Here is a 23,040-nt window from a genome sequence, read left to right as displayed (position 1 = left end):
GCGCACTAGTACCGCACTCTCAACTGGAATCCGACGGTAAAGGGCAGGTTGTCCGAGGGAATCGGCGGTACCAGGATGAAATTGACGCCCACACGCTTGTAGCTCGTCATCAGGATTGGCGCGGCAACGGGACCGATCGAATGGTCATGTCCGAAGCCCCAACGGCCGTAGTTGTACCCGGAAATAAGCCCGCCCATCACGGCGAGGCGGACGAATCCCCAGTGCGCGAATTCAGGCGCCCACACGCCGCCGCCATACCAGGACGGATGAGCAAGCGAATTGCGAAATCCGCCCGCCGTCAAGGCCCATTGGCCGTTGAGCCAGCACTCCACGCCGAGCCCGGGGTTGAAGTCCTCGAACGATTCTTTCGGATGGATATGATACGAGCCGAGCATCGCGTCGACCCACAGCCCGCCGCTGCACCAATCGGCGCGAGCGCTCGTCGAAGCGCTCATGCCCGATAAGGTCGCGAGCAGAAGCGACGCGGCACGCACCGCTTTCCCATACCGATTCCCCGTACCCATCCACGAAAGACGCATATCCGCTCCGCCCACCGGCGCCAAGCCGGCTCTCTGTCGTTGCCGTCGCGGCTCAGCGCCGCTCGCCGCGCACTGTACCTCAATGACGGCGCATCATGCGAGGAGGAAATTCTCGGACGGACAAGTCGGTCGCAACGAAGCGGGCTGGCGCGACGCTGAATGGATACCGCCAACGGCGCGGAATCGCTCAGAGCCCGAGATCCGACAGCCCTGGATGATCGTCGGGACGGCGACCGAGCGGCCAGTGATAGAGACGCTCGCTTTCTCGTATCGGAAGATCGTTGATGGAGGCGAAGCGACGCGCCATCAAACCATGATCGTCGAATTCCCAGTTCTCGTTGCCGTACGAGCGAAACCAATTGCCCGAATCGTCGTGCCACTCGTAGGCGAACCGAACGGCAATGCGATTGCCATCATGCGCCCATAGTTCCTTGATGAGTCGATAATCGAGCTCCTTCGCCCATTTGCGGCGAAGGAATGCGACGATCTCGGGACGCCCCGTGACGAATTCGGCTCGATTGCGCCAGACGCTTTGCGGCGTATAGGCCAGTGCAACGCGCTCGGGGTCGCGAGTGTTCCATCCGTCTTCGGCTGCACGAACTTTCTGCATCGCGGTTTCGCGCGTGAACGGCGGTAACGGTGGGCGGGCTTCCTCTTGCTGGTTCGTCGTGGACATCGGCAGCTCCTTGCGAGTTGGGGTGGTCGATCATATCTTCAACGATCATTTGCCCGAGTCAAGCTTAATGTAGAACGGTCGTTCCCTGCATCGTCTCGTGCCGTCTCATTCATTCCGCGACCGTTCGCCGCGATCGGCGCTTTATCGTCGGAGAGCGCGCGTATAAGCTACGTTTTGCACAACTTTCTGGCGCTTACATGAGAATGCATTGCACGGTGAGGAGACTGATTCCGCGCGCCCTTCTTGCGCTAACTGTCGCTGCGACGGCGGCGCTCATGCCCGCCTGCACGCCGCTGCGCGTCGTCACCCATACCGTCGGGACTGACGAAGCGCGCGTACCGCCCGGGCAATATTCATTGGATGCTCACCACTGGAGCGTCATCTTCGATGTCGACCATCTGAAGTACTCGCGTTTCGTGATTCGATTCGATCGGGCGCATGCCATGCTCGTCTGGAAAGAAGGCGGGCTTGCGGCAAGCACTGTCGATGCTTCGATCGACGCCTCGAGCGTTGACACGAATGTGCCTTTGCTCGACAAGCTTGTGAAAGGCAAGGACATGTTCGACGCCGCAACTTATCCGACGATCCGCTTCGTCAGCACGCGCTTTACGCGTACGGGGGCCGCCGCGGGCAAATTGGAAGGAGACTTGACTATCCGAGGCGTCACGCGCCCCGTCACGCTGGACGTGACTTTCAATGGCTATGGGCCCAACCCGCTCACGAAGGAGGACACGCTCGGGTTTTCGGCCAGCGGCAGATTCAGCCGCGCGCAGTTCGGCCTCTCAACCTGGTACCCCGCGGTCGGCGACGAAGTGCGCGTGAGGATCGAAGCCGAGTTTGCGAAAAAGAAGGCGGGCTCGGCGCAGGCGGACAGCAACGCGCAGTGACCGCCTGCGCCGCGTTTCGGCGTAACCGCGCGCCGATCAGGCGGCAGCCCAGTCGAGGATGACCTTGCCGCTCTCGCCCGAGAGCATCGTCGAGAACGCCGTCTGATACTCGTCGACCGGGAAGCGATGCGTCAGTATCGGCGACAAGTCGAGTCCGCTTTGCAGCATGGCGACCATCTTGTACCAGGTCTCGAACATCTCGCGCCCATAAATGCCCTTGATTTCGAGACCCTTGAAGATAACCTGATTCCAATCGATCGCCGTTTGGGCGGGCGGGATCCCGAGTAGCGCGACCTTGCCGCCGTGGTTCATCGCTTCGAGCAGGCTCGTAAACGCGGTCGGCACGCCCGACATTTCGAGGCCGACGTCGAAGCCTTCCGTCATATGGAGGTCGCTCATCACATCGCGCAGCGATTCACGCGCCACATTGACGGCGCGCGTCGCTCCCATTTTGCGCGCAAGCGCGAGCCGGTAATCATTGATGTCCGTGATGACGATGTTGCGCGCACCGACGTGCTTCGCGATCGCCGCCGCCATGATGCCGATTGGCCCGGCCCCGGTGATCAGCACATCCTCGCCGACGAGATTGAACGACAGGGCCGTATGCGTCGCGTTGCCGAACGGATCGAAGATCGAGGCGAGGTCGTCCGAAATTTCGTCAGGAATCCTGAATGCGTTGAACGCGGGAATGACTAGATATTCGGCGAACGCGCCCTCGCGATTGACGCCGACGCCCACCGTGTTGCGGCATAGGTGGCGCCGCCCCGCGCGGCAGTTCCGGCAAAAGCCGCAAGTGATGTGCCCTTCGCCCGACACGCGGTCGCCGATCGAAAAGCCCCGCACCTCCTGTCCCATTTCGACGATCTCGCCGACATACTCGTGGCCGACGTGCATCGGCACAGGAATCGTCTTTTGCGCCCAGTCGTCCCACTTCCAGATATGAATGTCGGTACCGCAAATGGCCGTCTTCCTGATGCGGATCATGACATCGTTGTGGCCGACTTCGGGCTTCGCCACGTCGGTCAGCGTGAGGCCTGGCGCGCGTTCGAGCTTTGCAAGTGCTTTCATTGTCGGGATCCTCGCTCGATCAGACGACGCCGAGCGCCGCGCCGACACGCTTGAATGCGTCGACTGCGACGTCAATCTGCTCCGGCGTATGCGCCGCGCTCATTTGCGTGCGAATGCGCGCACGCCCCTTGGGGACGACGGGATACGAGAAGCCGATCACATAAATGCCCTCGTGCAGCAACGCGTCGGCCATGCGTGAGGCGACGAGCGCATCACCGAGCATCACTGGAATGATCGGGTGCTCGCCCGGTACGAGCGTAAAACCGGCGGCGGTCATCGCCTCCCGAAAACGCTCACCGTTGGCGCGGACACGCTTGCGCAGATGCGCGCCTTCTTCGCTTTGCAAAAGCTCGAGCACTTTGAGGGAAGCGGCGGCGATGCTCGGCGCGAGCGTATTCGAGAAGAGATAGGGCCGCGAGCGCTGGCGCAACAGCTCGACGATCTCGCGACGCGCGGCGACATATCCGCCGGATGCGCCCCCCAGCGCTTTCCCAAGGGTTCCCGTCAGTATGTCGATACGCCCTTCGACGCCGCAATATTCCGGCGTGCCTCGGCCATGCTCGCCGACGAACCCGACGGCGTGCGAATCGTCGACCATCACGAGCGCGCCGTAGCGATCGGCGAGATCGCAGATGCCTGCGAGATTCGCGATGATGCCGTCCATCGAGAAGACGCCGTCCGTCGCAATCAACTTGAAACGCGCACCGGCGGCATCCGCTTCACGCAGCTTCGCTTCGAGGTCGGCGAGATCGTTGTTCTTGTAGCGATAGCGCTTCGCTTTCGAGAGCCGGACGCCGTCGATGATGCTCGCATGGTTGAGCTCGTCGCTGATGATCGCGTCGTTTTCATCGGTCAACGTCTCGAAAAGGCCGCCGTTCGCGTCGAAACAGCTCGAATAAAGAATCGAGTCGTCGGTGCCGAGAAACGCTGCCAGCGCGTGCTCGAGTTGTTTGTGCACAGTCTGCGTGCCGCAAATGAAGCGCACCGATGCCATGCCGAACCCGTCGGTATCGAGCCCTTCTTTCGCCGCCGCGATCAGCCTCGCGTCGTCCGCGAGGCCCAGATAGTTGTTCGCACAGAAGTTCAGCAAATCCGCGCCGCTCGCGAGGCGCACCGCAGCTGATTGCGGGCTCGCAATCACACGTTCGGATTTGTAAAAGCCGTCTGCGCGAATTTGATCGATCGTGCTGCGTAGATGGGTGAGATAGGTTTCGCGCATCGATGGCTCCTGTAAGAGTCGGATTGCACCGCGTCGCTCACCGGGGTCTCCGGCGAAAGGCGGCCCTGTTGCTGTTATAGTCGTTTATCGCATCCAGCGGACAATTTCGTTTTGTCGAACTCCGGTTCGATATATCGAACAACTTTAAGCGATCGGAAACCAAATGGCAAGCACCGCCAGCCGGCGTGGCCCGCGCGCGCCGTCGTCGCCGCCCACTATGTCGCCTACGTCGGCACTCGCCGCGCCGCCGCGCGTCGGCGAACAGATCCAGCGGCTGCGCACCGAGCGCAACATGACACTCGACGATCTCTCGCGGTCAGCCGGCGTCTCGAAGTCGATGCTTTCGGAAATCGAGCGCGACAAGGCGAATCCGACGATCGCCGTCGCGTGGCGGCTGACGAATGCGCTGGGGGTAAGCCTCGACCAACTCTTCGCGGCGCAAAAGGCGCCTGAGACGATCAGCGTGGCGGGGCCGCACGACATTCCGACACTCGACGGTCACGATGCCAAATATCAGCTTCGCGTGTGGGGACCCATCGAGCTCGCTGGCAAATTCGAATGGTATGAGCTGACGCTGCAGGCCGGCGGTGCGCTCGTCTCGAATGCGCACGAACCGGGGACGCGTGAGCACCTGACGGTGTTGCAGGGGACGGTCGAAGTCGAAGCGAACGGCATTGCGAAACGTCTCAAGACGGCCGATACGGCACGGTACGTCGCCGACGTGCCGCATGCCATTCGCAACGCCGGCAAAGGTGACGCCAAAGCGCTGCTCGTCGTCATCCACGGCTGATCCGGCGCACGAAACCGAGGTTTGCCAACCGCCCGAGATGCTGTATATTTGTACAGTACTTCATCTCAAAAATAGGCGCGGGCCATGAAAGAACAAGACCTTGCCGCGCTGCGCTTTCAAGCCGCGGCGCGCGACCTCGAGCACATCGTCCGGAACATCGCGGCGCGGTACATCGTGCAGGACGTGCCGTTGACCTGGCGCCTGCTGCACGCCATCGAAGCCGAGGCGCTCGCCGACCTCGGCTTCGCCAGCCGGCACGACGCGTTCATTGCCGAGCTTTTCAAACGTCCGGCCGACATGAGCTATCCGGAAACGGACGACCCGGCGACGTTCGGACGATCCAATGCTCTACCCGCGACATTTGCATTCGTCGTGTCCGCCTATGAAGAGGCCGAGCGAGCCGAGCAATCCCGCCATGCCGCCGAACGCCCGCATCGACTCGTGCGGAGACCGGAGCGACGCGGCTAAGCGGCGCGCGGCCGGGCACGCCGCATCGCGGAAACAGCAGACGAGGCCCGCCTGCGACACTGTTCACGCTATTCCCGGCTCCTGAAAAGGCTCACTTTTCCGATCCCGGAAGAACTCACCATTCGACGAGGCGGAGTAGCCGGAACAGCGGCGAGTCGTCCGGATCGCCTCAGGCAGGCGAGGCGCCCGCCGCGTTCAGGAAGCGCGCAACCGCCTCGAGCCGCGAGCAGCCCATGCCCGAGCTGTGCTCGCATTCGGGACACGACAGTTCGTATCGCCCGTCGACCTGAGCGAGCTCGGGTTCTCCATCGCCGCATTTGGGGCAACGCGAAGGAACGTCGACATGATTGTCGAGGGCCGTGCCAAGTTCATCGAAATCCTGTGCGCCGAGCCGGCCGGAGCGAGCCAGCGCCCAGACAGCGGAGGCAACCTCCGGGGACACCGTGCTTCGCGCTCGCAACGCGTTGAGCTCGCGTGTCAGTGCGTCGATCTCGTCGGATTGGTCGCGAACTTGGGCATCCAGTCGGTCGGAGCGGGTTTTGGCGGCGCTCAGCTGCTGGATGAAGTCGAATTCTTTGCGGCTCGCGTCGCGAATGCCAGCCTGATAGGTCGATGCCATGCCGCGCAGCGAATCGAGCTCGACGAGCATCGGCTTGACGCGACGCTCCGCTTCGGCAATCGCATCTTTGATCTGGGCGGCATAGTGTTCGGCGTTCTGCCGCATTTCCGCCTGAAGCCCGTCGATGCGTTCGCGCAGCGCGGCATTCGCGGCCGTTTCTGTCTTCAGATGCTCGGTCAGCTTCTCATTGTCGGCTTCGAGCCGCATGAGCGCGGCCTGCAACGTCTCTTGTGTCGAGGCGCGTCGCGTGGCCGAGGAGGCCAGTTCGGCTTCCAGCTCGCGAATGCGTGCCCACGCTGCCTCCGCTCGCGCTTCGCTGCGCTGCAGAGCTTCGTCTGACGCCTGACGGCGAATTTCCGCTTCGCGCAGGCGCCGCTCGGTGTCGTCCTTCAGGGCATGCAAATCCCGGCGTTCCGATTCGAGGGAATCCCGAGCAACGATCATTGCTTCGCGGAAAAGCTCGCCAAGCAGTTCGCCCGCCTTTTCCTCGAGAGCGGGCGGGATAGCGCCCGATCCGATTCGAACCTTCGATGCCTTGCGAATTCGTTCCCAGAAGTGGTCGATGTCTTTCGGGATATCGCTAGCACTGCCCGTTTGCGTCAAGTCTCGGACAGCCGCCATCGACGGTCGTATGCCAAGATCGAAAAAGAGCCGTTTGCAAGCGTGCAGCGAAAGGTCCCGCCGATGAGCGCCGCCTGCTTTCATCGATTCAAGTTCCAGGCGAATCGCTCGCCGCTCGTCGTCTATAGTCAAGGAGATATACCTCGGCGATGTGAACCGTGCTGATCATAACGGATTACGTGCTGTCCGTTACGGTTCGGAGCATTGTTGTTGCGTTTTGACGAATCTATTGTCGTCGAGCCGTACCGGGGCGGCTTTCGACAAAGCACGAGCGCCAACTTCGTGAAACAAAACTAACAAGCGCGTCCAACGCCTTGTTGTATAAGGAATTTACGTGGCTGTGGCTGTTCGTTCACTTGTTTCACGGATGCATTCGCAAGCAGTGGAACGACTTTTTTGGAACACACACGGCTTTGCCGTTGAGAGTCATTGAAGTAAACACCCTTGAACCTTGTTAAAAGAAGTTAACGACTGCGCTCGGCCTTGCTGGATAAGGGTTTGCCGGCGCCAAGGTGAAGCCTTCCGGGAAAGATCGTGAGCATTTGCGGGACGCATCAGTGATGAGGTTCAGGGATGCGCGTGAGCGTTTGCGGGACAGGACGTGAGCGGATTCAGGACTCATCGCCGATCTGGTTGGGTGGCGAGGTGAGCGACTTCGGGAAGAGTGAGCGCTGGCAGGCTTATGTCAACGCCCTGTCCTGAGTTGCTTCGATTTATCATCGGTGAGATTTTGCGGGACTCCTCGGAACGGGCTGTCGCAGTGCCAATTCGGCCTGTTGGCTCGACATGGTGAAAGCATTCGGGAGCCAAAGCCCGATGTCGGTGAGCTTTTGCGGGCGCCGAGCCGGCCGGCGCGGGCATTTGGCCCAAAGGTGAGGTTATCCGGGAACACAGTTGGTCTGGAGCAGCGATGACCTCTCGGTCGGCCCCGAGGATCTTGGTCGCGGCGTCAAAGGTGAGGTTATTCGGGGACCGGCTGTTGGGCATCGGTGCAGCTTTGCGGGAAGGAAGCCCGTCAGCTTAAGGTGAGCGCTTTCGGGACATCGCGCGAAGTACCGTGGCGAATCACCTCGGTAAGTTAGTCATTACTTTCGCTGAATGACGCATCTGCGTTGTAAGGTGAGTAGTCGAACGTATATCGATCGCTGCCCAAGGTGAGGCTTTTCAGGGGGCTCCGATCGGTGAGACATGGCGGGTCCGTGAAACTCTCCTCTCCGATAAAGGTGAGGCTCTTCGGGAGCATGCGGCAACATAAGTGATGCACGAGATTCTCGACGTAAGTGGCCGAAGCAACAGCGAATTTTGCGACGGCAGCCAAGTTGAGGTGAGGTTTTTCGGGAATCCATTGCGATGATGCTTGGGCGGTCGTGTCCGCGTCGCTGAAAAGCAATGGTGAGCCTCTGCGGGAGCCGTCAGAGGGGCAACCGTGTGCATCATGATGGAGCTACCGTATGCCGTCTGCGGTTCGGGGACTTCTCGGGTGAGGCTTTTCGGGAGCGAGATGCCGTCTTTGGACATCTTCGGTATCCAGCGGGGCGCTGAGCGGTCCGCACTCGGGCGACGCGTGCGCTCGTGGTCGCCGCTGCATCGCCCTGCGCACATCGCCTTTCGGAACCTCGCGGTTGCCTGACTGCGCCAGCCGTATAGCGTGCCCTGTCCCGCGCAAGTTCGTTTGATATGGAATCCCCAGATGGCCGCCATTTGCCCAGAGGAAATCCCTTGGGGGACGGCCTCGCTCGTCGTTGCCATAGCTAGGGCTATGGCGCCTCCTCCCTCCTTGCCTGACGTCCATCTCGACAATTTCATTTATCAAAGAGCTTACGAGACAGGCACCTGCCTGCGGCTGGCCGATGAGAACGCGAACTCGCTGACTGCCACTCCATTCGTCGCGAAATTGCGACAGCCCCCCGCGGTGAGGGAGTTCGGGAGCCGATGCCACGCGTTCGACGACACGCTTGCCGGCCGATTCGAAGATGGATTCCGCGATAGACAACGAATGCGGACCGGTGGGGTGCGGGCACTAAGGTGAGCCTTTCCGGGAGCGCTGCAGGTGAGTCCGCGCCGAGAAACGACGATCACCCGGAAACGGTGAGAGTGCCGCTATAGACGTGCTTCACCGCACTCGGTATCCTCTTGCGAAAATCCCTTCCGGATCCGATGCATGGTAACGAAGCGCGCAAAGAAAACCGATGTCGTGGGTCCAAGCTCCGCGGAACTGCGCAAGGCCGTCGAAGCGATTGCAATCCAGCCGAAGAGCGGCAAGATCACGCTGCTCACACGCAAGTTGTTCAATGTGTTGCTGGCCGTGGCCCAGCAGGCGGACGAGTCCGGCGATACCTACCGCGCGCTGCTGTCGGACATCGTCGCCAATTCCGCGTTCGATTCGAACGATACCGCGCTCGTCAAAGAGCATCTGCGACGCATGGTGTCCGTCCAGGTCGAATGGAGCCAAGGGACGTCGAGCCAAAAGCCGGGCCGCAAGTGGGGCATCTCGACGCTGATCGCCGATGCGGAAATTCTCGAGGATCCGGCTACGCGCCGCGTGTGGGTGGAATTCTCGTTTGCGCCGAAGATCAAGAAGAAGTTGCTGGACCCGGTGCAGTATGCACGCCTGAGCCTTCAATTCCAAAGTCAGCTGCGCAGCAGCGCGGGTCTGGCGCTCTACGAAATCTGCGTACGCTATTTGACGAATCCGAGCCACCTGACGATGCGTGAGTCGTGGGCCTGGTGGCGGCCGATCCTCTCGGGCACGCCCGACAACGAGGCCGGAGACGAAGCGAAGCGCGAATACAAATATTTCAAGCGCGATTACCTGCGGCCGGCAATCGCTGAGGTGAACGCGGTCACGAACATCTTCGTCGAATTGATCGAGCATCGCGAAGGGCGGCGCGTCGCTGAGATTCAGTTCCGTGTCACCGAGCGCAAGCAGCCGATGCTGGCGCTCGACGAACACCCGAATGTATTCGACAGCACGCTCGTCGATCGCATGGTGAAGATCGGCATTCCGCTCAAGGAAGCGCAAACGATCTATGCCGATAGCGAGGAGAACCGGATTCGCGCGGCGCTTCAGATGACCGAGCAGCGCATGCGTAGTACGACGCTGCCCCCCGTGCGCAGCGCGGCCGCCTTATTCAAGGATGCCTTGAAAAAGGGCTACGCGCCGGCGGTCGAAGTCGTCCAGTCCGGCGGCAACGCCGCGAAGGGCCCGGCTATTGCCGCACCGGCCGACGAATTGAAGGCCCGCCTGCTCGACGAGTACGCCGGATATCGCCGCAATGAAGCCAGGGCTCTCTACGAGGAGCAAGGCGAGTCGGAACAGGAACTCGCGCGGCGCTCGTTCGAGGAAGACGCCTTGCCGGCGCTGGGGCCGCATCTGCGCGAGGACTGGCGTCGCCGAGGACTGAATTCGAAACTCGTCGAAACAGCGTTTTTTGACTGGCTCGCTCGGAAAACGTGGGGCGAGCCGACCGACGGCGATCTGTTAGCTTTCACGCTGAGCCAATCGCGGGCGGCCTGAGACGCACACTCGTCGCAAGTTTTCGGCGCGTCGCGCTCCCCTCCCCTTCCCGCTCGCGGACGCAGACGGCGAATCGTGCCAAAGAGGCACGACCCGCATACGGTTATTTCCGCTCGGATTGCAGGATCTGTTCGATCTGGCGAAGAATGTCGTCGCGCTTTTCGCGCGATAGTCCGCGCAACCGCAACTCGAGCCGATCGTCGCCATATGATTTCAAGTCGCCGACCGAGACGCCGTCGAGCTTGATTTCCATTCGCTGCGCGTAGCGCTGACGGGTCGCGGGCTTAGCACTTTCCTGCGGACCCGTGCGTCCTTTGACGATGTCGGCCACCTGGCGCGTACTCAAGTCGTCCGACACGATTTTGTTGATCAAGCGAAGCGTCGCATCGACGCCTCGGGCCGAATGATACCGGCCGACCTGGTAGGCCATGTTCGAGCCGAAGCGATCGGGTCTGGCCACCATTTCCTGCATGATCGTCTCCGGCAGCTTCGATAGCGAAAGCGCTACCGCCACCGTCGACTCGTCGAGTCCGAGGTGTTCGGCGAGTTCCTTCTGGCTCTGGAAGTGCTTTTCGTCGAGGAAGCGTCGCCAGACGACGGCATTGTCGAACACCGTCTGCGAATCACGCTGAACGTTGAGATCGTAGCCGAGCTTGTAGCTTTCGATGCCGACTGAAATATCGACGACGACAGCTTTTACCGTCTCCTTGTTGGCTTCTTTTAGTGCTCGGACGCGTCGGCCACCGTCGCTGACGAAGTAGGTCCCCGGGTTGGCGTAATCGGGAATGACGTGTATTGCCTGCTGCTGACCCTGCTTGGCGAGATTGACGGCGAGCTCGGCGATCGACGATTTCAGATAGAAATGCCGCGGGTTGAACGGGCTTGGTTTGATCGCTTTGAGATCCAGCTCGATGATTTGACCGGGCCTATATCCATGTGCCCGGCGCCACGCGCGGTATTCGGGCGATTCGTTCGAGGCTTGTTCGTCATCGGCGGCGGGCGCGATCGGCACTTCATGCAGAGACGCCGCCGGCTTGGTTACCGCAGGCGCATCGTTCTTCACCAAGTTGTCGATGGCATTAAGGCGATCGAGTGCGGTTCGCTTCTCGCTACTCGTCGTGTCGGGGCGCGTTTGAAAGCCTTTGGCGAACTGGGAAGGTTTCATGAGGGTGTCGTCCTTTATGCGCATAAACTCATGGGAGCAAGGCGGCGATCTCGTCGGCGCACGCGCGAATTTCGGCGGCGGCGAGTTTCGCACCGCGGTCGCTCATTTGCAGCACGGTTTGTCCAAGCGCCATCGCCTGCTTGTAGGCTTCGCGGGTTGGAATCTGTGTTTTCAACAGCGGGAATCCGAGGTCCTCGAGCGCGCGCTTCAACTCGCGCGTCAGCATTCGCTTTTCTTCCGTCTTGTTGAGGAGGAAAACGGCGCGCAGGTCCTCGTTCATCACTTTTGCTTGCTGAACGAGCTTGACGAGGCCGACGCTCGACCAGTAATCAGCCGGCGATGACGACGTAGGGATCACTGCAATCGAAGCCGCCAACAAAACGACGCCGGAGACTTTCTCGGTAATGGAGGGCGGGCAGTCAACGACGATGACGTCGTAGTCGCTGATGAACTTCTTGATCTCGCGATGGATCTGCCCGCCGGCTTCGGAGAGATTGACGACGGGAAACGGAATGCCCGCTTCTCCGTCATTCGATGCGCTGGCCCAGTGGATCAGCGTGTTTTGACCATCGGCATCGACCACGAGAACCCGCTTCCCTTTTTCGTGGAAGGCCGCGCCGAGGTGCATGGCGATCGTGCTCTTCCCGACTCCGCCCTTTTGTTGAGTTACCGCGACGATTTCCGCTGCCAATTTATTCACTCCTTAAGAGGTCGAGGAATTCTACCTTGAAGGATTTCTATTTCAACGTTTTTGTGTGGCGAGCTGACGACACTTGGCCATTCGGCAGTGGTTTATGCGCATAAATCGAGGGCGATGGAGCGCTGTGTGGCCGGCGGGTGGCACTTCGATAGCCGCTCTTCGGCGATACGATGCGAATCACCATCCAACGGCAACTACTCGCGACCGGCATCGAGAGTCGAGCCCCTGCTCGCCGTTTTGATTACGGGACTGTGAACCCCGGTCAGTCTTAGGATGAGGTTCATCGACGACACGCGCTCACCGCAGCGAGATCATCAAACTAACCGCACCTTGGCGCGGTAACTTGCCGGTAGGGGTCCGGACGCACAGTTCGTGGACCGGTGGCGTGGGACGCGAGAGCGCCTAGCGTTCGTATTTGCCTCATGGGGGGGGCTCTAAGCAAGATCATGCAGCGGATGCCTCCCTCGGTGACCTGCTCTTGGACGGGGCTGCGCGTTGCGCTGGTTTATGCGCATAAAGATGCTGCGGCAACCGCATGGACACGCCACCGGGCCAGTAGCATTGCAGCGACGTGAGGACTAGTCGCCGAGATGACTGGGATAGGTCGGAGCGATCGTTTCGTCGCGCGGCAACTTGCCAATGCCAACGGAGGCGCGAATCGCATGCTAACCACCAAATTGCACTACTGACCAACATTGAAAATTGAAGGGCAAAACAGATTACACGCTTTATATCTCCGCTACCAATGCCATCAATTGCAACACGCGATAGGCGAACGGCAAAAGTGAGATGGATCTGTCGCGCGACGCCGGTTCGCCGTTACGCCGGCCAAGAGAATCGGCGCGCTTTCTCGAACCCGTCGTCACGCGCATCGTGGCTTTCTCTGATCTCTTATAGCCCCTAGAATCGAGTTGTTCGAACATCGAAGCAAACCTCCAAGAACCGCAATACACGATGATCACGATTTATCACAACGCCCGCTGTTCGAAGTCGAGAGCGGCATGCGATCTCGTCCGCGATGCGCTAGCCGCACCCGGCAAATCCGTCCGTATCGTCGAATATCTCAAAGAGCCGCCGACCGTCGACGACCTCGAGCAACTGCATCGCATGCTCGGTGGTCCGGTGCGCGCCATGATGCGAGACACTGAGTCGGTATACCAAGAGCTGGGCCTTGCCGACCCCGCCTTGTCGGATGCCGCGCTCTATGAGGCGATCGCCAAGCATCCGATTCTGCTGCAGCGCCCGATTGTCGTTCGCGATGGGCGAGCGGTGATCGGTCGCCCTCCGGAGGCAATCCGAGCGTTGCTGGATTGAAGCGGTCGCGCGCCCCTCGTACAAAGACGCGCATATGGGCATCGATCCGCGCCGCCGCGCGGGCAAGATGGGTACGCTCATTGCGCCTTGGAGCCGTACTGTCAAGGCAATGACACACATGTGACCATTGGTAAGCGCCAACAGCAGGCGACAAGTTATCCACAGTTTCTGTGGAAAAGGTTGTGGAAAGTCGGATCAAAACCCGCGACGGGCCGACGCCGGACTGGTCTGAGCGCGAAAAGGGCCGCCGGTGCGGATCGCCTTCGGACTATGATCGAAGGGCAGCACATGTCGTCAAACAGTTCTTAGCGAATAGGAGCGACAGCAATGGCCTATCAAATCGAAGTGGTCGTCGGCAGCCTGCGCCGCGATTCGTTCAACAAGCAACTGGCGCACGCCCTGACGAAGCTTGCGAGCGCGGACTTAAACTTTTCGTTCGTGGATATCGGCGTACTGCCTCTTTACAGCCAGGACTATGATCCCGACTTTCCCGAAGTCGCACGAAAATTCAAGCAGCAAATAGAAAGCGCCGACGGCCTGCTGTTCGTCACGCCCGAGTACAACCGATCGATGCCGGGCGTTTTGAAGAATGCGCTCGATTGGGGTTCCCGGCCATGGGGTGCGAACTCGTGGAAGGACAAGCCGGCTGGTGTATGCGGGATTTCGCTGGGTGCGACCGGCACGGCATTGGCCCAGCAACATTTGCGCAACGTGCTGGCATACCTCGACGTGCCGACCCTCGGTCAACCCGAAATCTTTCTCAAGTACAGCGACGGATTCTTCGATGAGCAGGGCGCCATCGCGAGCGAAGACACGCGCCAGTTCCTGCAAGGCTTCATTGGCCGCTACGAGGCCTGGGTCGAGCGGCACGTCGCCAAGAAGTGAGGGCAGTCAATCCTCATACCTGGTTTCCCGCCGCACCGGGAACATGAGAAATCGCCCGACGCCGGCGCGTCACGGGCGATTGCTTCCATTGCGATGGGCTTTGTCCTCGAATTCCTCTTCGTCTTGGAGGTATTCGTCGGGAACCGACTTGGGCGGCACGAGCGGAGGGTCCTCTGGCGTTTTCCGCCGTGCCGGTTCCGCGCTAGTATGGGCGAAGCTGCGCACCGGTCCGCCCGGCTGTGCCTTCGGGGCACTGCGGCGAAGGCCTAGCTCCTCGAGGGGCGAGCGCTCGTGCAGCGCTTGCTCGCTCGGAGCGGACCAGGTCGACGCCCGTTCCTCGATGTCGATGGGACTCGTCCCCTCGAGCGTGGTCTTTGCAAGTTGGCATTGAGCATCGGTCGCCGCATCGACGCTCAGCATGACAGCGCCGCGCCTTATAGCCTCTGCGTATTGCGCCGTTTCACACCGTTGCGGCTGCGTCGTAAACAGCGATTCGAAGAATCGCTCGATGCTCGCGAGCAGCCCCTCGTCCTCATGTGCCTTTCCGGCGACCGTCGTCGCGTCGGTCGCATAGGTCGGCTCGCACCGTGTCTGCAGCGAAATCGATTCGGTCGTGAGCCCCGCGGCGATTAGCATGTCCCGTGCCCGTTCGGCCGCATCGTACGTATCGAAAAATGCGATAACCGTATGTTGCATGATGCTCTCCCCTTACTTTCGTTCTGCTTCGTCTGGCTGCGCCGCAAGCGGCGCGCCGGCTTTTGTCAGCTGGGTTTGCCTGCAGCCTGGGCGCGTTGCTCGCGCTCCCGCTGGATTCCCTCCAGCATCGTCTCCAGCAATGCGATGTCAAAAGGTTTTGACAGCACGCGCACCTTGACATTCCTTGCGCGCTCCAATTCCTGCGCATAACCGGTGATGAGGATCACGGGTAGCGGCGTCGTAAGGGCCTGCGCGGCTTCCGCCAGATCGATGCCGTTCTTCGCGCCGGGCATGTGAATGTCCGAAATGACGACATCGAACGGGGGCGGCGCCGTGTCGAAAAGCAGAGGTATCGCCGCGTCGGCGTTGTACACGCAGCTGACTTCATGGCCCATCATCCGCAGCAGCGCTTCCGTGCCGGCGGCGACTTCGTCGTTGTCCTCGACGAGCAGTACACGTAAGCCGCTCATCATTGCGAGCGCTTCAGGCTTGCGTTCGACTGCTGGCGCTTCGGAAGGCGCGGCGCTCGAGCGGGGCAGGTAGAGCCGCACCGCCGTGCCTTCGCCGACCTTGCTTTCGATCGTGGCCAGTCCCCCCGAGCGTTCGCAGAACGCGTAGACCTGCGGCAGGCCGAGGCCCGTGCCCATGCCCTTCGCCTTCGTGGTGTAAAGCGGTTCGAATGCATGCGCGAGCACGTCGGGCGGCATGCCGGCGCCGGTATCTTCCAACGAGATCTGGACGAATTCGCCGGCCAGTGCGAAGCCGCTCGCTCGCTCGAGCTTGACGTTGCTTGCGCGAAGGGTGAATCGTCCGCCATTGGGCATCGCGTCGCGCGCATTGACGGCGATATTGATGAGGGCGAGCTCGAGCTCCGCGATGTCGACTTCGATGGGCCATACGTCCGGCCCCACGTCGAGGCTGAGACTGGCCTTCGCTCCCAGCGAAGCGTTCAGGAGCTCCCGGCTGGCCGCCATCCAGCGGGCGAGATCGATCGTCTCGTTGCGCAGCGGCTGCTTGCGCGCAACGCCCAGCAACTGACGCGTCAGCGACTGCCCGCTTTTCACGGCGCGCTCGACGGCGCCGAGTTCGCGCTCGAAATTCGACGCGCCGCGGCGACGCGCGATCTGGATGTTCGTCGCGATAATCATCAACAGGTTGTTGAAGTCGTGCGCGACGCTGCCGACGAGGTTGCCGAGCGCCTCCATCTTGCGCGACTGCCGGTATGCCGTTTCGATCGAGCGGCGCATCGAAGCCTCCACCTGCCAGCGCGACCAGGCTTGCTGCTCGGCGGCGAGGCGCTTCAACGACAAGGCGAGCACGATCCAGAGCACGATCGACGGCGCGAACATCGAGACGACGAGTACCGTCGCCCGGCGATACCAGTCTCCCCAGATCACGGCCCGGCTGTACGCGCACGAGACGTAGACCGGATATGAGCCGACGCGCCGATAGGCCAGGATCTCACCCCGTCCCGTTTCGGGCGACGAGCCGATGCGCAGCACGCCGGCGGTCGCATTGGCCGCGAGCGCTGACGACAATGCGGGTGGCAGCGCTTGCTCGCCGCCGGGCTTCGGCGGGTACGAGGCGAGCACGGCGCCGTCCGCGCGCATCAGCGAAATCGTCATGGCGCGGCTTTCCTGACCGAGCAGCTCGCGATAGAACGACTCGAAATACGAACGCCGCAGCGCGATGGAAACGAGGCCGGCGAACGAACCGTCCGCGTTGCGCCGGGCGGCCCCTGTGTTGAAGATCGCTTCGCCGGCGCCGGCGTGCCATGTCATCGTTCTCGAAACGTGCTCGAGTATGCGGCCCCCGCGAATTCCGATGAAATCCTCCCGGTCGGCAATCGAGGCGTGCGGCGCGGGAAAGTAGCGGCTGTTCGCGAGAAGCATGCCCCCCGCACCGAAAATCGAAATCGACGCGACCTGCGGGTAGCCGCCGCCGATCTCCTGCAGCTTATCGTGGATATCGGCTTCTCGAGCCCGTATCCGACTGTCGTCGAGGCCGTGCACCAGATCGTCGACGCGCGCGTTCAGCGTTTCGTTCAGGTCGAATACTTTCAGCGCATGCTCGTCGGCAATGCGCACCGTGCGCACGGTCACGTCGGACGCGGCGGCGACGCGCGCTCGAAAATCCGAGTAGGCCATCGTCGCCGCATAGATGAAAGGCAGCACGATCGCCGCGGCCAACAACACGATCAACGTCGCGCGACGCACCGCGAAATCGGGCTCCGGTACGGCCGGGTACGACGGCTCTTCGTGCCAGCTGCCAGGAGCGTCGTTCTCTGCGGGCCGGTCCACCCGGTGGCGCGTCATGTCGATTCTGGTCCAATGAGGGTACGGTGGGCAGGCACAATCATAAGCGACTTGTCGCTCCGCTTGACGCCGGGTTCCCCCGAAGCCGAACCCTGTGAAATGGCCCCGGTCTCCGCGCGGTGCTCATATGTCGATGCAAAACAGCGACGAAATCGGAAGCGCAAACGTACACAAAAGAATAATCTTCCACGTTCGACGCAAACAAAACGGTTTTCTTTCCTCATATCTCACGGTGGAATGATGTCTTATCCCATGACGGAAAATTAAGGAGTTGATTTTTCGCCTGTTTGCCAACAGAATTTTGCTCCACTTCTACGCGAAAGATGTGCCCACCAGTCTCCGGGCGCACCGTGAAGCGCAGGCTTCACGACGAGACGATGCGCGCGCCGCGCCTTGCGTCTGTCCCCTGATGCACCTTGAGGGCGACCGCCCCAAAGCGGCCGTAGTCTGTCGACACAAGCTCGCTTCTCGCTAAAGAAAGGGTTTCGGGCCGCCGTTAACTCGGCATAGATTGTTTCGTTCTTCGCCACGCTTGCCATGCCTTTGCCGATTGTGATCGCCGATGACTCCCTGCTTGCCCGCAAGGTTTTGACGAAAGCCTTGCCGCAGGACTGGGACGTCGACGTCGCATATGCGTCGAACGGACGAGAGGCGCTCGCGCTGTATCGCGCTGGTAAGGCCTCGGTGATGTTCCTCGATTTGACGATGCCCGACATGAACGGCTATCAGGTTCTCGAGGCGCTGCAACATGAGGATCTCAATACCTTCGTGATCGTCGTATCGGCCGACATCCAACCCCTCGCGCAAGAGCGTGTGCGCGCCCTTGGCGCCGCCGCCTTCGTCCCCAAGCCCGTGACTACCGAGGCATTGCTGCCCATCCTCAAGGAGTACGGGTTGTATGCGTGATCACGTCCTGAACGAAGACCAGCGCGACGCCCTGCAGGAGATCGCCAACCTGGCGATGGGGCAGGCCGCGACACGGCTCGCCCGTCTGCTCGATACGTTCATCGAGCTGTCGGTGCCGCGGGTGCGCGTCGTGCGTGTCGAAGAAGCGGCTCAGGCACTGCGCGAGATGACGGGCATCGACGAAACCGTCACGGCCGTGCGACAAGGTTTTCGGTCGGACATCAAGGGCGAAGCGCTCGTCATCTGCCGCAGCAGCGGCGTCGGCAATCTCTGCTCGCTCGTCAACGATCCGTACATTCATTCGGCTTACGAATCCGTGAGCCAGACCGAGCTGATGTTCGACGTCGCGAACGTCCTCACCGGCGCCTGCGTGTCGTGCATCATGAACCAGCTCGACCGTACGCCCATCTTTTCCGCGCCGGGACTGCTCGGCGAGAAGATCGCACTCGAAGACGTTTTCCAGGCGGATGTGCTGGCGTGGAAATTGGCGCTCTTGCTCGAAGTCAATTTCGCGCTCGAGGATCAGACGTTCCGCGCGCATCTGGTGATGCTGATGGCCGAGGATTCGATCCGCCGCGTGCATGAAGCGCTCAACGCGCTGTTGTCGAGCTTATGAATCAGACGATGGAGCAGTCTCTTAGTGATTTGGTGCTCGAACGGGTCGGCTTCGGCATTTTCGTGCTCGACCGCTCGATGAAGGTCTTGATGTGGAATCGCTTCATGCAGGACCACAGCGGACTTACCGCGCAGCAGGTCGTTGGCAAGTCGATCTTCGAAAGCTTTCCCGAGTTGCCGCGCGTCTGGCTCACGCGCAAGGTCGAAAGTGTCTTTCAACTCGGCAGCTTCGCGTTCAGCTCGTGGGAGCAGCGGCCTTACCTGTTCAAGTTCGATCACGACAGGCCCATCACCGGCGGCGTCGACTTCATGCAGCAGGATTGCACGTTCATGCCGCTCACGCGCGAGCGAGACGTCATTGCCGTGTGTGTGACGATCTCCGATGTGACGCACGTGAGCGTCGTGCAGCGCGAGCGCGAGGAAGCCGTCGTGAAGCTGCGCGAATACGCGAACCGCGACGGCCTGACAGGCATCGCCAACCGCCGGTATTTCGAAGGGCGCCTGCGCGACGAATTTTCGCGCTGGGAACGTTACGGCGGCGAATTGTCGGTGCTCCTTTTCGATCTCGATCACTTCAAAAACATCAACGATCGTTTCGGCCATGCGGTCGGCGATACAGTCCTTCGCGTCATGGCGCAGCGCGTGGCCGAGGCGGTTCGCGTGCAAGACATCTTCGGCCGCTTCGGCGGCGAGGAATTCGCGTTGCTGCTGCCTTGCACGCCGCTTGCCGATGCCATGGTCGTTGCCGAGAAGATCCGCACGACGATCGGCGATACGCCTGTCGAAGCGGAGGGTGTACGCGTACCCGTGACGGCGAGCGTTGGCTGCGCGGCTGCACGGATCGGCCTGCCGACCTATGAGGTGCTGATCAATGAGGCGGACGCCGCCCTCTACAGTGCCAAGCGTCAAGGACGCAATCGCTGCGTCGCGCTGACCTGACGCGCCTCGCGTTTTCCGCCTCTTGCATCGCCGCGGTTCGCGCTTGCGCCTGACGGCTGGCGCGGCCCTTGCTGTGGCACCGATTAAAAGATTGCTATACTTTTGCCGGTTTCCGGCGCCGCCGGCGGACTGCGCCCGGGAAGACAGGGCGCGGCGAGTCGATGCGGCGCGCTTGCGGCACGCCGCCTGGAGAGTATCGATTTTCATTCGCCCGCTATGGGCGCCCACAGCGGAGTTCGCTTTGTCCGTTTCAAATCCCGTCGCAGACGAACCCGATATCGACGCTGCAGCCGTGACTTCCGGCAGCTCGTTCTATCTGGCAATGCGCATATTGCCTGCGGCTCAACGCGACGCGATGTTTCGAATCTACGCGTTTTGCCGAGCCGTGGACGACATTGCCGACAGCGATGCGCCACGCGCCGAGCGCGGCGCGGCGCTCGACCGCTGGCGTGAGGACATCGACGCTTGCTATGGCGGCACGCCACGGCCGGCGCTTGCGGCCCTTGCTCGTCATATCCGCACGTTCGATCTGAAGCGCGAAGATTTTCACGCCATGATCGATGGAATGGCAATGGACGTGGCCGAGGATATCTGCGCGCCGGACGAAGCGACGCTCGATTTGTATTGCGACCGCGTCGCGAGTTCGGCGGGCCGCCTATCGGTGAGAATCTTCGGGATGGAGGAAGAGCCGGGCAGGCGGCTCGCCCATCACCTCGGCCGGGCCCTGCAGTTGACGAATATTCTGCGCGATATCGACGAAGACGCGGCCATCAACCGTTCCTATCTGCCGCGCGAATTGCTTGCCCGCGAAGGCATTGCCGCGACGAACCCAGTGACGATCGCGGACGACCCATCGTTGCCGCGCGTTTGCGCGACGCTTGCCGAGCGGGCGACGAAGCATTTCCGTGAAGCCGACGCGATCATGGACGCCTCGCCCAGAAAGGCAGTGCGCGCGCCTCGCATCATGTCGGGCGTCTATCGGTGCCTGCTCGAGCGTACGCTCGAACGCGGGTTCGATTTGCCTCGCACACCTACGCCCAAGCCCCGCGCGCGCCTTTTGTGGATCGTCGCGCGCTATGCGCTCTTCTGAGCCCAGAAAAAAATGAACGATTTCTCCGCACCCTCCGCCGCGCTTGCGGCGGCTTCCGACACGAGCGAATCCCATGCGATGGACGCCGCGCTGGACGCGGCCATCGCTCGCGCGACCGACGCCATTCTCGCCGCGCAACGTCCCGATGGACACTGGGTATACGAGCTCGAGGCCGATTCCACGATCCCAGCCGAATACGTGCTGCTCATTCACTATCTCGGTGAGTCGCCCAATGTCGAGCTGGAACAGAAAATCGGCCGCTACCTGCGCCGCATTCAGCTGCCCGGTGGCGGCTGGCCGCTTTTCGCGGATGGAGCGCTCGATGTGAGCGCGAGCGTCAAGGCGTACTTCGCGCTGAAGATGATCGGCGATTCCGAGAATGCCGAGCATATGGTGCGCGCGCGCCGCGCCATCATCGAGGCCGGCGGCGCCGAAGCCGTCAACGTGTTCACGCGGATTCTGCTGGCGCTCTTCGGGATCATTCCGTGGCGGGCCGTGCCGATGATGCCCGTCGAAATCACGCTGTTGCCCGCATGGTTTCCCTTCCATCTGTCCAAGGTGTCCTATTGGGCGCGCACGGTCATCGTGCCGCTGCTAGTGCTTAACGCGCGGCGGCCCGTGGCGAGGAATCCGCGCGGGGTGCGCATCGACGAGTTGTTCCTGGGCAAGCCTTCCGAGGCGAGAATGCTGCCGCGCGCGCCGCATCAAAGCCGCGGTTGGTTCACGCTCTTTCGCGTCGCGGATGTCGTGCTGCGCGCGTTCGACGGCCTCTTTCCGAAGGCGACGCGCGAGCGCGCGATCGAGGCCGCCGTCGCCTTTGTCGACGAGCGCCTGAACGGTGAAGACGGGCTCGGCGCGATTTTTCCGGCGATGGCTAACTCCGTGATGATGTACGACACGCTCGGGTACGCGCCCGACCATCCGAACCGCGCGATCGCGCGCGCATCCATCGACAAGCTGCTCGCGGTGGGCGACGAGGAAGCCTATTGCCAGCCGTGCCTCTCGCCCGTGTGGGATACGTCGCTGGCGGCTCATGCGCTGCTGGAAACGCGCTTGCCGCGCGCGGAGCAGGCTGCCGGCAGGGGGCTTCAATGGCTGCGCCCACTGCAGATCCTCGACGTTCGCGGCGACTGGATTTCGCGTCGCCCCGACGTGCGCCCCGGCGGTTGGGCGTTTCAGTACGCGAACCCCCATTACCCCGATGTCGACGATACGGCCGTCGTTGCGATGGCGATGGACCGTGCGGCTCGACTCACGGGCTCGAACGTCGATCGCGAGGCGATCGCCCGCGCGCGCGAATGGATCGTCGGCATGCAAAGCAGCGATGGCGGGTGGGGCGCATTCGAGCCCGAAAACACGCATTACCACCTCAACAACATTCCGTTCTCCGACCACGGCGCGTTGCTCGATCCCCCGACGGCCGACGTCTCCGGCCGCTGCCTTTCGATGCTCGCGCAACTCGGCGAACTGCCCCGCAATAGCGAGCCGGCTCGTCGCGCGTACGACTATCTGCTCAACGAGCAGGAGACCGACGGTAGCTGGTATGGGCGTTGGGGGATGAACTACATCTATGGCACCTGGTCGGTCCTGTGCGCGTTGAATGCGGTAGGGATGCCGCATGACGATCCGCGAATCCGCCGCGCCGCGCAGTGGCTGATCTCGATACAGAACGACGATGGCGGCTGGGGCGAGGACGGCACGAGCTACAAGCTCGACTACCGCGGATACGAGCGCGCGCCGAGCACCGCGTCGCAAACGGCCTGGGCTTTGCTCGGCCTGATGGCGTGCGGCATCGTCGATCATCCGGCCGTCGAGCGCGGCATCGCCTATCTGACGCGCACGCAGTGCGCGCATGGGCTATGGGATGAGACGCGGTTTACGGCAACGGGCTTTCCGCGCGTCTTCTATTTGCGCTATCACGGCTATCGAAAGTTCTTCCCGCTATGGGCGCTCGCTCGCTATCGAAACATGATGCGCGACGGCGAGACGCGCATTGCGGTCGGCATGTGAC

Annotated in this window: 21 protein-coding genes; 11 read left to right on the top strand and 10 right to left on the bottom strand. The window is 61.7% G+C overall.

Annotated features, from left to right (window positions below; all coding sequences use genetic code 11):
* Positions 1-5: 5 nt before the first annotated feature.
* Positions 6-539 carry a hypothetical protein gene (locus B0G57_RS18245; protein WP_399278007.1) on the bottom strand — a complete coding sequence of 178 codons (534 nt, stop codon included), beginning with the start codon at positions 537-539 and terminating at the stop codon, positions 6-8.
* Between the two features lie 187 nt (positions 540-726).
* Entirely contained in the window at positions 727-1,215 is a 489-nt protein-coding gene (locus tag B0G57_RS18240; protein ID WP_018444408.1) for a nuclear transport factor 2 family protein, read from the bottom strand.
* 275 nt (positions 1,216-1,490) lie between these two features.
* On the opposite strand from B0G57_RS18240, the gene B0G57_RS18235 reads away from it, so the two are divergent.
* Positions 1,491-2,102, top strand: a complete 612-nt coding sequence (locus B0G57_RS18235) for a YceI family protein (protein WP_223258707.1) — start codon at positions 1,491-1,493, stop codon at positions 2,100-2,102.
* Between the two features lie 36 nt (positions 2,103-2,138).
* Here B0G57_RS18235 and tdh read toward each other — a convergent pair whose 3' ends face one another.
* Positions 2,139-3,170, bottom strand: coding sequence for an L-threonine 3-dehydrogenase (tdh, locus tag B0G57_RS18230; RefSeq protein ID WP_018444406.1), 1,032 nt, complete (start codon positions 3,168-3,170; stop codon positions 2,139-2,141).
* Between the two features lie 19 nt (positions 3,171-3,189).
* Positions 3,190-4,389, bottom strand: a complete 1,200-nt coding sequence (locus B0G57_RS18225; RefSeq protein ID WP_018444405.1) for a glycine C-acetyltransferase — start codon at positions 4,387-4,389, stop codon at positions 3,190-3,192.
* A gap of 163 nt (positions 4,390-4,552) precedes the next feature.
* Here B0G57_RS18225 and B0G57_RS18220 point away from each other — a divergent pair, with 163 nt between their 5' ends.
* Together B0G57_RS18220 and B0G57_RS18215 are read left to right on the top strand one after the other, a co-directional pair.
* Positions 4,553-5,179: a helix-turn-helix domain-containing protein gene (locus tag B0G57_RS18220; RefSeq protein ID WP_018444404.1), complete on the top strand. Its 627-nt coding sequence runs from the start codon at positions 4,553-4,555 to the stop codon at positions 5,177-5,179.
* 84 nt (positions 5,180-5,263) lie between these two features.
* Positions 5,264-5,647, top strand: coding sequence for a DUF2471 family protein (locus B0G57_RS18215; protein WP_018444403.1), 384 nt, complete (start codon positions 5,264-5,266; stop codon positions 5,645-5,647).
* Between the two features lie 169 nt (positions 5,648-5,816).
* Here B0G57_RS18215 and B0G57_RS18210 read toward each other — a convergent pair whose 3' ends face one another.
* On the bottom strand, positions 5,817-7,019 hold the full coding sequence (locus B0G57_RS18210) for a DNA-binding protein (RefSeq protein ID WP_026230367.1): 1,203 nt from the start codon (positions 7,017-7,019) through the stop codon (positions 5,817-5,819).
* 2,029 nt (positions 7,020-9,048) lie between these two features.
* Here B0G57_RS18210 and B0G57_RS18200 point away from each other — a divergent pair.
* Positions 9,049-10,404: a replication initiation protein gene (locus B0G57_RS18200; protein WP_018444400.1), complete on the top strand. Its 1,356-nt coding sequence runs from the start codon at positions 9,049-9,051 to the stop codon at positions 10,402-10,404.
* Between the two features lie 103 nt (positions 10,405-10,507).
* Here B0G57_RS18200 and B0G57_RS18195 read toward each other — a convergent pair whose 3' ends face one another.
* The 3 genes from B0G57_RS18195 to B0G57_RS30935 all read right to left on the bottom strand — a co-directional run bounded on the left by B0G57_RS18195 (position 10,508) and on the right by B0G57_RS30935 (position 13,192).
* Complete coding sequence (locus B0G57_RS18195; RefSeq protein WP_020566617.1) at positions 10,508-11,569, bottom strand: ParB/RepB/Spo0J family partition protein; 1,062 nt, start codon at positions 11,567-11,569, stop codon at positions 10,508-10,510.
* A 28-nt stretch (positions 11,570-11,597) separates the two neighbouring features.
* Positions 11,598-12,260, bottom strand: coding sequence for a ParA family partition ATPase (gene parA / locus B0G57_RS18190; RefSeq protein WP_020566616.1), 663 nt, complete (start codon positions 12,258-12,260; stop codon positions 11,598-11,600).
* 737 nt (positions 12,261-12,997) lie between these two features.
* The gene (locus tag B0G57_RS30935; protein WP_146013385.1) at positions 12,998-13,192 is read right to left on the bottom strand and encodes a hypothetical protein; all 195 of its coding nucleotides are present in this window, start codon (positions 13,190-13,192) and stop codon (positions 12,998-13,000) included.
* Positions 13,193-13,223: 31 nt separating this feature from the next.
* Here B0G57_RS30935 and arsC point away from each other — a divergent pair, with 31 nt between their 5' ends.
* Together arsC and B0G57_RS18180 are read left to right on the top strand one after the other, a co-directional pair.
* Positions 13,224-13,583, top strand: coding sequence for an arsenate reductase (glutaredoxin) (arsC, locus tag B0G57_RS18185; protein WP_018444396.1), 360 nt, complete (start codon positions 13,224-13,226; stop codon positions 13,581-13,583).
* Between the two features lie 327 nt (positions 13,584-13,910).
* Positions 13,911-14,468 carry an NADPH-dependent FMN reductase gene (locus B0G57_RS18180; protein ID WP_018444394.1) on the top strand — a complete coding sequence of 186 codons (558 nt, stop codon included), beginning with the start codon at positions 13,911-13,913 and terminating at the stop codon, positions 14,466-14,468.
* 69 nt (positions 14,469-14,537) lie between these two features.
* Here the strand turns inward: B0G57_RS18180 and B0G57_RS18175 are convergent, their stop codons facing one another.
* Positions 14,538-15,164 carry a hypothetical protein gene (locus tag B0G57_RS18175; RefSeq protein WP_051090147.1) on the bottom strand — a complete coding sequence of 209 codons (627 nt, stop codon included), beginning with the start codon at positions 15,162-15,164 and terminating at the stop codon, positions 14,538-14,540.
* Positions 15,165-15,229: 65 nt separating this feature from the next.
* Positions 15,230-17,479, bottom strand: a complete 2,250-nt coding sequence (locus tag B0G57_RS18170; RefSeq protein WP_018444393.1) for a hybrid sensor histidine kinase/response regulator — start codon at positions 17,477-17,479, stop codon at positions 15,230-15,232.
* 537 nt (positions 17,480-18,016) lie between these two features.
* On the opposite strand from B0G57_RS18170, the gene B0G57_RS18165 reads away from it, so the two are divergent.
* The 5 genes from B0G57_RS18165 to shc all read left to right on the top strand — a co-directional run bounded on the left by B0G57_RS18165 (position 18,017) and on the right by shc (position 23,039).
* Complete coding sequence (locus B0G57_RS18165) at positions 18,017-18,385, top strand: response regulator (RefSeq protein ID WP_018444392.1); 369 nt, start codon at positions 18,017-18,019, stop codon at positions 18,383-18,385.
* Positions 18,378-19,001, top strand: coding sequence for a chemotaxis protein CheC (locus B0G57_RS18160; protein ID WP_018444391.1), 624 nt, complete (start codon positions 18,378-18,380; stop codon positions 18,999-19,001). The genes B0G57_RS18165 and B0G57_RS18160 overlap by 8 nt, the downstream gene beginning before the upstream one ends.
* A complete protein-coding gene (locus B0G57_RS18155) occupies positions 18,998-19,939 on the top strand; it encodes a sensor domain-containing diguanylate cyclase (protein ID WP_018444390.1) in 942 nt (313 codons plus the stop codon). The genes B0G57_RS18160 and B0G57_RS18155 overlap by 4 nt, the downstream gene beginning before the upstream one ends.
* 241 nt (positions 19,940-20,180) lie before the next feature.
* Positions 20,181-21,029, top strand: a complete 849-nt coding sequence (gene hpnD / locus B0G57_RS18150) for a presqualene diphosphate synthase HpnD (RefSeq protein WP_018444389.1) — start codon at positions 20,181-20,183, stop codon at positions 21,027-21,029.
* Between the two features lie 12 nt (positions 21,030-21,041).
* Positions 21,042-23,039, top strand: a complete 1,998-nt coding sequence (gene shc, locus B0G57_RS18145) for a squalene--hopene cyclase (RefSeq protein ID WP_018444388.1) — start codon at positions 21,042-21,044, stop codon at positions 23,037-23,039.
* Position 23,040: the final 1 nt, after the last annotated feature.

This window comes from Trinickia symbiotica (assembly GCF_002934455.1).
Lineage (GTDB): Bacteria > Pseudomonadota > Gammaproteobacteria > Burkholderiales > Burkholderiaceae > Trinickia > Trinickia symbiotica.
This window is presented reverse-complemented; position numbering and strand designations above follow the sequence as displayed.